Source organism: Neorhizobium sp. BETTINA12A, from assembly GCF_023006485.1.
GTDB lineage: Bacteria > Pseudomonadota > Alphaproteobacteria > Rhizobiales > Rhizobiaceae > Neorhizobium.
The window spans coordinates 1-9,562 of record NZ_JALBGW010000173.1 but is presented as its reverse complement, the minus strand read 5'-3'; the positions used below and the strand labels follow the sequence as shown (position 1 = coordinate 9,562).

Below are 9,562 nucleotides of genomic sequence, written 5' to 3'. Positions count from 1 at the left end.
TTTTCTTCTGCCAGCCCCGGAGCGCAACCGCGCGGACCGCGATCCGGACGCCAGTCGCGATCGCCGCCACGATCCGGACGCCAATCGCGGTCACGGTCGCGATACTGCACCTGAATGGCGAAGTCCGGGCCGGCGGCAGCAGCCACCGGGGCCGTTGCGGAAAGGCCAGTAAGCGCGACGAAAACGGCCACGCCGGCTTTGACAATCATGCTGGTCATAAAATTGCTTCTCCGAAATCCGGGCCAGTTTTCGCAGGCCCCAAGGTTGTTGCTCTCGCCTTCCCCAGCGATTGGCGCGACCCTAGCCCAAGGGGTCTGAACAACATCCTAACCGGTCATTCAGCCGGTATTCATATCCCGCTCAAAGCCGGAATCATGGTGAAAGATGCAGCACGACCTGGCGGACATGCGGCTGGTCGCGATGTTCGAAGAGGTAGATGCCCTGCCAGGTGCCGAGCATCAACCGGCCGTCCCGGACGGGAATGCCGAGCGAAGTGGCGGTCAACGCCGCCTTGATATGCGCCGGCATGTCGTCTGGCCCTTCGGTCGTGTGGGTGACCCAGCGCATTTGGGGATCGGTGGTCGGCGGCACCAGACGGGAGAAGAAGGTCTTCAGGTCGCGGCGGACATCCGGATCGGCATTTTCCTGGATGATCAAGGAGCAGGACGTGTGGCGCACGAACACGGTGAGCAGCCCCTCGCCCACCTGCGTGCGGCGCAAAAAGTCTTGCGCCGCTTCGGTGAATTCGTAGAGCCCCTGGCCGCTTGTGGAGATCGAGATCACGGTCTGGGGCATGGGACGATCCTCATCGACGATAAGCGCCGGCAACAAAATAGAAGCGCCGGCAGGGAGACGGCACTCCTATCACCGGCCGGCTACAATGTCAGGAAGGGCTCGAAGCCGCCGAAGATCATCCGCTTGCCGTCGAAGACCTGCGTCCATTCGTTTCCGGAGAACCGCTCGTCCTTCATCACCCTGGCATTGATCTCGTCCCGGCGGGCCCGGCTTTCATAGGTGATCCAGGAGAAGATGACGATCTCGTCTTCCTTGGCCTGCACGGCCCGCGGAAAGGAGGTGAGCTCTCCATAAGGCACGTCGTCGGCTAAGCATTCCACATAGGACAACGCGCCGTTTTCCATCCACACGGCGCCGGCAACGCGCGCCATGTCCTTGTAGCGTTCGAGATTGGCCTTGGGCACGGCAAGAATAAACCCGTCGACATAAGGCATGATTTTCCTCCTTGGTTGGGTCACACCCCAAGGACGTGGGAATAACAGCGTAGTCGACAAGGGCAGAGGATTTTTCTTCACCCCTCAGGTTTTCTCCCGCACAAGCTCCGAAGGGCGGCAAGCGCGCGCTCGACCGCCCATCCGCCTGTCAGAACTGACCTGCTTCAGGCGCGCCAAGCTCCTCGATGGAATCGACCCGGTCCGGATAGAAGGCGACATGTTCCTTGATCCCGGAGACGGCTTCGTAAGGGTTTTCGTAGGACCAGATGGCATTCTTCGAACGTTCGCCGCCAGCCGGAATGCTGAAATAGGAAGCCTCTCCCTTATACGGGCAATAACTCTGGTGGTCGGTCCGCTCAAGGAGCGACATATCCACATCCTTGCGCGGGATATAGTGGACCGGCGGATAGGAGGACTCGCGCAAGGTCAGCGAATTGACGCTGTCGGCGATCACCCTGCCGCCGAGCTTCACGACCACCCGCGAGGGGTTATGCTCGACGGTGATCGGATGATCCGGCCCTGGAATTTTCTGTGCCCTGACATTCATGGTTCGTCCTTTCGGGTTCGACGCATGTGTTCGATATAGGGCGCCCCAAACCGTCACCCAAGCGGCCGAAGCGGAATGCTCCGGCCATCGACGGCGAACAATCGCCGCGTCGCCCGTCAGAACGTGGTGATCACGCTGATGCCCGGCGTTTCGGATCTGTCCAACGTCATCAGGCCGGGCACTGCCTCTTCCAGGCTGATCCGCTTGGCGATCAGCTGCTGCGGCTTCATCTTGCCGGCCTTCAGCATGGCGAGCATCGCGTCGTAACGCCAGGCCTGCATGCCGTGGCTGCCATAGATTTCCAACTCGTGGCCGATCACCTGTGCCATCGGGATCGAGGGTGCGGCGTGCTCGCCGAGCATCAGCCCGACCTGCACATGCCGGCCGCGGCGGCGGAGATTCTTGATCGAATTGAAGCAGGTGACCGGATGGCCGAGCGCGTCGATCGACACATGCGCGCCACCCCCGGTGATCTCGCGAACCGCCTCGACGACATCGGCGACCGTGCTCGCATTGATGGTTGCGACCGCGCCGCATTGGCGGGCGAACGCCAGCTTGTCTTCGGAAAGATCGATGCCGATCGCGTTCGCTCCAAGCGCCGTGGCGATCATGATCGCCGACAGGCCGACGCCGCCGCAGCCATGTACCGCGACCCAGTCGCCAGGCCCGGTGCGGGCCTGGTCGGCAACCGCTCGAAAAGAGGTCGCGAACCGGCAGCCGAGGCTCGCCGCCGTCGCATCGTCGATTTCTTCGGGCAGGTGCACGAGATTGGTGTCGGCATAGTCGATCGCCACATATTCGGCGAACGAGCCCCAATGGGTAAAGCCCGGCTGGAACTGGTTGGGGCAAACCTGCTGGTTGCCGGAATGGCATTCAGAACAATGGCCGCAGCCCGACACAAACGGCACCGTCACCCGATCGCCGATCTTGAAGCGCATGACGCCCTTGCCGGTCGCCACCACCTTGCCGGCCAGCTCATGGCCCGGCACATGCGGCAGGCGGATATCCGGGTCATGCCCCATCCAGCCATGCCAGTCGCTGCGGCAGAGCCCACTCGCGCCGACCTTGACCACGACACCGTCAAATGTCGGCTCCGGATCGGGAACATTGCGAATTTCCGGCGCCTTTTCAAAGGCATCGTAGAACATGGCTTTCATGGCAGGCCTCATCTTGAATGTGGCCGCAGCATAGTCGCAGCAATCTGCCGGTCAACCAAGGGTGAAACCCTACCCAAGCCACATTTGCGGATCAACCGATAGTCATTCCGGGAACCCGCGTGCACGCCATTGGCTTCGCGGAACTGGAGCACCTACCTTGAAAGCAAAGGACACAACCTTGGTGGCGCCCTCATCAATCACGCAGCGAAAGCTCAAATCATACCACTGATTGTTAGCCGAAAAGCCAACATTCTGGACATCGAGAACAGTCCCCTTTGGCAACCGGGGACGTGGCCAACTTCTCACATTATATGAGGCATTTCTTAGCTGCGCCTCCAACTCTGTGGAGCAGAGCTCACCTGCGCGGAAAGCTCTTGGCATTCCGGCGATAGCAACTGTGGCGATCGCATCGCCCGTCGCGCTCTGCGAAAACAGCGTCTTCGCCTCGGTCAGTTCGACCGGCTTGCCGGGGGTCGGCGTCTTGGACGGGTCGCTCTTGGGCGACGCGGTTGGCGGCGCCGTCACGATCTCGGTCTTGGTCGCATCCGGCGAGGTGCCGGCAATGGGACCGTTCTGCAATCCGTTGGCTGCCGCAATGCCGACCTCAGGCAGATGGATATCGTCCGGCACCGGATTGGCCGGTGGTGCCTCCACGACGGCAGGCGCTTCCTTCGCCTGCTTTACCGGTTCGACGGATTTCGCTTCCGCCTTGCTCTCGGCAGGCGGGTTGGTCGTTTCCTTCGATGCATTACCGGTCAGAGACTTCTTCGGCCCGGCATCCTTCTCACCGAATTCAACGACGGGGCGCAGAACCGGCAAAGGCTGCTTCTTGGCCTCCTCGGCGGGCTTTTCCTCAGGCGTCGGCGGAGGCGGCGGTGGCTCCTGCTTTTTCGCCTCCTCCTGCTTTGGCGGCGGGGGCGGCGGGGGTGGAGGCTCCGCCTTCTTAGCCTCTTCCTGTTTTGCAGGTTCCGGAGGTTTCTTCTCCTCCGGTTTCGCCTCCTCGGCCTTCCTTTCCTCGGGCTTCTTCTTCTCTTCCTGTTTCTTCTCGGGCTCTTCCGGCGGAGGCACGATTTCGACCTGGACGGTCTCCTCCTTCTGCGGCTCGGAGGAATCGGCCGGCAGGTGCAAGAACAGGGCCGCCACGAAAACGACATGCACCAGGATGGAGGCAGGAATGCCCCATCTTATGTCGCCGCGCGGCTTTCCAGATAAATCCGTCATGGCAGCGGATGTAAGATGGAAAGCCGGCCGGATCGAGTCCCCGAATGATCAAAACGACGCAAAATCCAGCTTTCCGGGAGCGAGTTGCGCTGCCGCCCCTCTCCCATGGGATTCGGAAGGAGTTTGCCGTTGCAAACAAACCGACCATGCGGTATGTTTAATTCATGTCGAAAGCTCACAGACGCGAAAAACAACCCGAACAAGTGCGGCGATCCCTCCTGGATCATGCGGCGCGATGCGCCGTTTCCGAAGGTCTCGGCAGCCTGACCCTGCAGGCGGTCGCCGACGCGGCCTCCGTCACCAAGGGCGGATTGCTGCATCATTTCCCGAGCAAGCAGGCGCTGATCGAAGCCGTCTTCGAAGACCTGCTCGGCAAGCTCGATATGGAGATCGACCGGCTGATGAGCGAGGATGAAATCGGCCGGGGCCGGTTCACGCGCGCCTATGTCGACGCCTTTTTCCAGGTGACCCGCGACGGACCTGAAAGCCCCTGGGCTGCGCTGTCGATCTCCTGCATGACCGATCCGCGGCTCAGGCAAATCTGGTCGGAATGGATGCGCGATCGGCTCGCGCAACATGCGCAGACCGACAATCATCCGGCCTTCAAGCTCGCGCGCTACGCGGCCGACGGCATCTGGCTCGCCAATCTCATGGAGGCGAACGGTCTGCCGGCAAAAGAACTCGCCGAACTCCGCGACCAGCTGCATAACCTCACGAAACAAGAGTAACGAAAATGAACCCGGCAATCCTCACCTACGGCTCGCTCGCCGGCGCAATCGTGCTGGAAGTCATCGGCACCACCTTCCTGCAGCAGAGCCAGCAGTTCACCCGCGCATTGCCGACCATTCTGATGGGGATGTGTTATGCGACTGCCTTCTATCTCCTGTCGATCGCATTGCGCACCCTGCCGGTCGGCATCGCCTACGCGATTTGGAGCGGCCTCGGCATCGTGCTGATCTCGGCCGTCGGCCTGATCCTGTTCCGCCAGACCCTCGACACCGCCGCCATCATCGGCCTCGGCCTGATCATCTCCGGCGTCGTGGTGGTCAACGTGTTTTCCGGTTCGGTCGGGCATTGATTGCGGAAATGGCGCTTCAGACGTATATTTGCAGGGATTGATCAGGAGATCACCATGACTGCGATCACTCTGGCGGAAGCAAAAGAAAAACTCGGCGAATTGATTGACCGCGTCGCCCAAGGCGAAACGGTTGAGATTACACGCGATGGTCAGCCTGTCGCGCAGCTGGCGCCACCGCGGTCGAAAAAGCAGCCAATCGACTTCGAGATGCTCAAGGCGATACGGGAGAAAATGCCTCCGCAAAGTGAAGACGCCGGAACATTCATGCGACGTTTCAGGGACGACGAGCGCTACTGATGTTCTACATCGATACATCAGCCCTGATTGCTTTGCTGGTGGGAGAGACATCCGTCGAAAGAGTGCTCGACTGGTTTGTGAAGAACGGAGACCGGCGAACTCTCGTCAGCGAGTGGACAATCACCGAGTTTTCGTCCGCACTCTCGGTGAAAGCGAGACACGAACGAATGCCCCAGGAACTGCGGCAACTGGCACCGGCGGGATTCAATCGCATGGCCTCTCAATCCCTCGAAATACTCCCGATATTCTCTCGCCATTTCGTCGCGGCCGCGCGGCTCGCCGACGATATCGACGTTGGCCTCCGCTCGGGCGACGCACTGCATCTCGCCGTCGCAATGGAAGCCGGCGCGGAAATCATTACGCTGGACAAGCGGTTCGCTTCCGCGGCAAACGCCCTCGGCGGGCGCAGCATCCTCCTGTAACGGAAAAACCCAGCCTGCTCTCGCAAACCGGGTCTCTGATTTTCCAACCGCTGAAACCGCTCAGCTATCCAGGAAGCTCCGCAGCTTGCGGCTGCGGCTCGGATGCTTGAGCTTGCGCAGCGCCTTGGCTTCGATCTGACGGATACGTTCGCGGGTAACCGAGAACTGCTGGCCGACTTCTTCGAGCGTGTGGTCGGTGTTCATGCCGATGCCGAAGCGCATGCGCAGCACGCGTTCTTCACGCGGGGTGAGCGAGGCAAGAACACGGGTCGTGGTTTCGCGCAGGTTCGCCTGGATGGCGGCGTCGATCGGCAGAAGGGCGTTCTTGTCCTCGATGAAATCGCCGAGATGGCTATCCTCTTCGTCACCCACCGGGGTTTCGAGCGAGATCGGCTCCTTGGCGATCTTCAGGACCTTGCGGACCTTTTCGAGCGGCATGGCGAGCTTTTCGGCCAGTTCTTCCGGGGTCGGCTCGCGGCCGATCTCGTGCAGCATCTGGCGCGATGTGCGGACGATCTTGTTGATCGTCTCGATCATGTGCACCGGAATACGGATCGTGCGGGCCTGGTCGGCGATCGAACGGGTGATCGCCTGACGAATCCACCACGTCGCATAGGTCGAGAACTTGTAACCGCGACGGTATTCGAACTTGTCGACCGCCTTCATCAGGCCGATATTGCCTTCCTGAATGAGGTCGAGGAACTGCAGACCGCGGTTCGTGTACTTCTTGGCGATCGAGATGACGAGGCGAAGGTTCGCTTCGACCATTTCCTTCTTGGCGATACGCGCTTCACGCTCGCCCTTCTGCACCATCGAGACGATCCGGCGGAATTCGGCGATCGAGATGCCGGTTTCCGTCGCAAGGTTCTGGATCTCCTGGCGGATATCGCGGATCGTCGTGTTCTCGGCGCGCGCGAACTCCTTCCAGCCGCGGGCGGCCAGATTGGCGATCGACTTCATCCAGTTCGGATCGAGTTCCGCACCCTGGTACTGTTCGAGGAAACTATCACGCTTGACGCCGTAGGATTCGGCGAGACGCAACAGGCGGCCCTCGTTCTGCATCAGGCGCTTGGAGATGTCGTAGAGTTGCTCGACCAGAGAATCGACGCGGTTCTGGTTGAGCGACAGCGACTTCACCGCGGTGATCAGCTCGTCCTTGAGTTCCTTGTAACGGCGCTCCTGGGCGGACGACAGCGTACCGGTTGCCGCCAGACGCTGCTCGACCTGCTGGTCCTGCAGCTTGCGCAGCTTCTTGTAGGTGTCGGCGATCGTGTCGAGCGTCTCCATGACCTGCGGACGCAGCTCGGCTTCCATCGCGGCAAGAGAAAGGCTCGACTCGTCGTCGTCCTCTTCCTCTTCCTCGAGGTTCATGCCTTCGCCGCCGACGGCGGTGATGTCGTCGTCATTGGCCGCGGAGAACCGAGCCTTGCGGGTCTTTTCCTTTTCTTCGGCAGCCTTGCGGTCGGCCTCGATCTTTTCCGGGCTCTGGAACTGCGGCGCAGCCTTGGCTTCGGGACCAGAATAGGTCGTTTCGAGATCGATGATCTCGCGAAGCAGCGTCGTGCCTTCGTTCAGTTCGTCACGCCAGATGATCAACGCCTGGAAGGTCAGCGGGCTCTCACAGAGCCCGGCGATCATCGTTTCGCGGCCGGCCTCGATGCGCTTGGCGATCGCAATTTCGCCTTCGCGCGACAGAAGCTCGACGGAACCCATTTCGCGCAGATACATGCGTACCGGGTCGTCGGTACGGTCAGTCGGTTCTTTCTTCTTCGCAGTCGCGAGCGCGGTGCTGGAGGTGGTGGCGATTTCGCCGCCTTCGCTCTCGTTATCGTCGCTATCGCCGTCAGCATCATCGTCGCTGGCGGTGGCTTCTTCTGCCTCTTCGTCTTCGACGACGTTGATGCCCATGTCCGACAGCATCGCCATCGTGTCTTCGATCTGCTCGGAGGTGACTTCCTCCGACGGAAGGACCGAATTCAGCTCGTCCATGGTCACATAGCCGCGCTTCTTGGCGGCTTTGATCATCTTCTTGACGGCGTCGTCAGAAAGGTCGAGAAGCGGACCGTCGTGCGAGCCTTCGCGTTCGTTCTCAGCTTCTTCGTTTTCTTTGACTTTTGTTGCCATGTATTTAGTCACTTTCCCTGAACGCCACTTTCGCCGCGCTTCGTGGCCACCGGCTGAAGACGGGTTTGACCGCCTTTGCCGCGAATCACTGTCCAACACGTAACGGAATGACCTTTAATTCCCGATTACCATTCGGCGGCCGTTTTTGACTCAGGACCGTCCTACTAGAGGATCACCGGTCATGTTCGGTGCTATTGACCCACTCCGCCTATTTTGCCTGAAATGGTGATTCCCACAAATTAACGTTCCGTCAAGCTTTTCCATAGGTCATACCCAGGAAAAGTCGAAAATATGCCCTTTGAGGGGGTCTAATAGGGGTACGCTCACCAGATTTAACCGATATGTAGGCGGCAGGCCCTGAAAGACAAGGGTTTGCCTAGACATAAAGGTTTATGCTTTTGGTCCGGCATATTCCTTAGCGGGAAGCGCCGTCATACTGGGTTACCGTCAGTGTAGCAATGTCGATTTCTGGCACGCATCTCAGATTGATCGCCGCCATCTCCGTACCATTCGGCATCGTCGCCTCACTGAACGGCGCGATGCCGCAATAGGCGCAGAAGTAATGCGTGATCACATGCTTGTTGAACTGGTATGAAGATAGTTTCTCCCGCGAGGTAGCGAGCTGGAACTGACTGCGCGGAACGAAAGCCAGCAACACCCCTTTGCGCCGGCAGAAAGAACAGTTGCACTCCATCGCCGTATCGAACTCGCCCTCCGCGTCGAAGGCGATATTGCCGCAATGACAGCTTCCGGTAATCCGCATCAAGCTCCCCGCTCAAGCGACTCGATGCCGCATAGGATAGAGCCACGTCATCATTCGGCAAGGGCAGGATTTCACCAGCCGCAGGTCCCTCAGCCGTGGCTAACGGCCGCCCCCTTTACCCGGCCGGAAAGCACGCCGAACCCGTCGATGATCGCTTCCTGGTTTTCCATGCGGAGAATTTCGAGCTGGACTTCCGACAGCGCACGTAGCAGCGGCTCGATCTCGCCGGCATCGCCCGCTTCCGTCGTTTCGGCGATTTCCCTCTCCAGATCGATCTTCTGGAGCCTGAGCGCCTTGGTGCGCTTGTGCAGCGACAGCGCCTGGCGATACCCCTCGCGGGCATCCTCCAGCGCGGCGATCTCGGTCGCAGTCCAGAGCCGCGCGTTGCGCACCTGCTGGTCCAGCGACTTCAGGATGACATCAAACCCCTCGCCGGCAAGCCGCTGCATCAGGTATTCGCGTGACAGGTTGGCGCCCGCAGTCGCGGCTGCCGGCAACATCGCCGACCAGAAGCGCTGCAGGTCGCGGTTCTCGAAATCGATCGCGGCAATCTCGTCATATTCCTCCAGCAGCAACTGGGGATGGTTGACGATGGTGAGCGCCAACACGCTTTCCCGCAGTGCTGGCAGGTCGCGGTAACCACGCACGAGACCAGAGCGCGCAAGCCGGTCGGAAACGCCGGCGGCCCTTCCCGCAGCACGCGGCCCCTGCGGCGGACCGCCCT

11 protein-coding genes and 2 pseudogenes are annotated in these 9,562 nt (G+C 60.4%); 4 read left to right on the top strand and 9 right to left on the bottom strand.

Translation table 11 applies throughout. The features are described from left to right. The 6 genes and pseudogenes from MOV61_RS25535 to MOV61_RS25510 all read right to left on the bottom strand — a co-directional run. Positions 1-218 (bottom strand): annotated as a pseudogene (locus MOV61_RS25535) (hypothetical protein); the annotation flags it as partial. A gap of 154 nt (positions 219-372) precedes the next feature. Further along, positions 373-795 (bottom strand): secondary thiamine-phosphate synthase enzyme YjbQ, encoded by a 423-nt coding sequence (locus MOV61_RS25530; protein ID WP_247138593.1) that lies wholly within the window; start codon positions 793-795, stop codon positions 373-375. Positions 796-875: 80 nt separating this feature from the next. Beyond that, a complete protein-coding gene (locus tag MOV61_RS25525) occupies positions 876-1,229 on the bottom strand; it encodes a DUF1428 domain-containing protein (RefSeq protein WP_247138591.1) in 354 nt (117 codons plus the stop codon). Between the two features lie 148 nt (positions 1,230-1,377). After that, positions 1,378-1,776, bottom strand: coding sequence for a DUF427 domain-containing protein (locus MOV61_RS25520; RefSeq protein WP_247039590.1), 399 nt, complete (start codon positions 1,774-1,776; stop codon positions 1,378-1,380). 116 nt (positions 1,777-1,892) lie between these two features. Further along, positions 1,893-2,933, bottom strand: a complete 1,041-nt coding sequence (locus MOV61_RS25515; RefSeq protein ID WP_247138590.1) for a zinc-dependent alcohol dehydrogenase family protein — start codon at positions 2,931-2,933, stop codon at positions 1,893-1,895. Between the two features lie 102 nt (positions 2,934-3,035). Beyond that, entirely contained in the window at positions 3,036-3,752 is a 717-nt protein-coding gene (locus tag MOV61_RS25510) for a DUF930 domain-containing protein (RefSeq protein WP_247138589.1), read from the bottom strand. Between the two features lie 605 nt (positions 3,753-4,357). Between MOV61_RS25510 and MOV61_RS25505 the strand changes: the two genes are divergently transcribed. From MOV61_RS25505 to MOV61_RS25490, 4 genes are read left to right on the top strand one after another with little or no spacing between them, the layout of a single operon-like run. Continuing rightward, on the top strand, positions 4,358-4,882 hold the full coding sequence (locus MOV61_RS25505) for a TetR/AcrR family transcriptional regulator (protein ID WP_247138588.1): 525 nt from the start codon (positions 4,358-4,360) through the stop codon (positions 4,880-4,882). Positions 4,883-4,899: 17 nt separating this feature from the next. Beyond that, a complete protein-coding gene (locus MOV61_RS25500) occupies positions 4,900-5,232 on the top strand; it encodes a DMT family transporter (protein WP_408962431.1) in 333 nt (110 codons plus the stop codon). Between the two features lie 54 nt (positions 5,233-5,286). Continuing rightward, the gene (locus MOV61_RS25495) at positions 5,287-5,529 is read left to right on the top strand and encodes a type II toxin-antitoxin system Phd/YefM family antitoxin (protein ID WP_247138586.1); all 243 of its coding nucleotides are present in this window, start codon (positions 5,287-5,289) and stop codon (positions 5,527-5,529) included. Next, positions 5,529-5,951 carry a type II toxin-antitoxin system VapC family toxin gene (locus MOV61_RS25490; RefSeq protein ID WP_247138585.1) on the top strand — a complete coding sequence of 141 codons (423 nt, stop codon included), beginning with the start codon at positions 5,529-5,531 and terminating at the stop codon, positions 5,949-5,951. The genes MOV61_RS25495 and MOV61_RS25490 overlap by 1 nt, the downstream gene beginning before the upstream one ends. A gap of 60 nt (positions 5,952-6,011) precedes the next feature. Here MOV61_RS25490 and rpoD read toward each other — a convergent pair whose 3' ends face one another. The 3 genes and pseudogenes from rpoD to MOV61_RS25475 all read right to left on the bottom strand — a co-directional run. Next, positions 6,012-8,075 carry an RNA polymerase sigma factor RpoD gene (gene rpoD, locus MOV61_RS25485; RefSeq protein ID WP_038544121.1) on the bottom strand — a complete coding sequence of 688 codons (2,064 nt, stop codon included), beginning with the start codon at positions 8,073-8,075 and terminating at the stop codon, positions 6,012-6,014. 415 nt (positions 8,076-8,490) lie between these two features. Continuing rightward, positions 8,491-8,838, bottom strand: a complete 348-nt coding sequence (locus MOV61_RS25480; RefSeq protein ID WP_247138584.1) for a GFA family protein — start codon at positions 8,836-8,838, stop codon at positions 8,491-8,493. 89 nt (positions 8,839-8,927) lie between these two features. After that, a pseudogene (locus MOV61_RS25475) lies at positions 8,928-9,562 on the bottom strand (DNA primase); the annotation flags it as partial.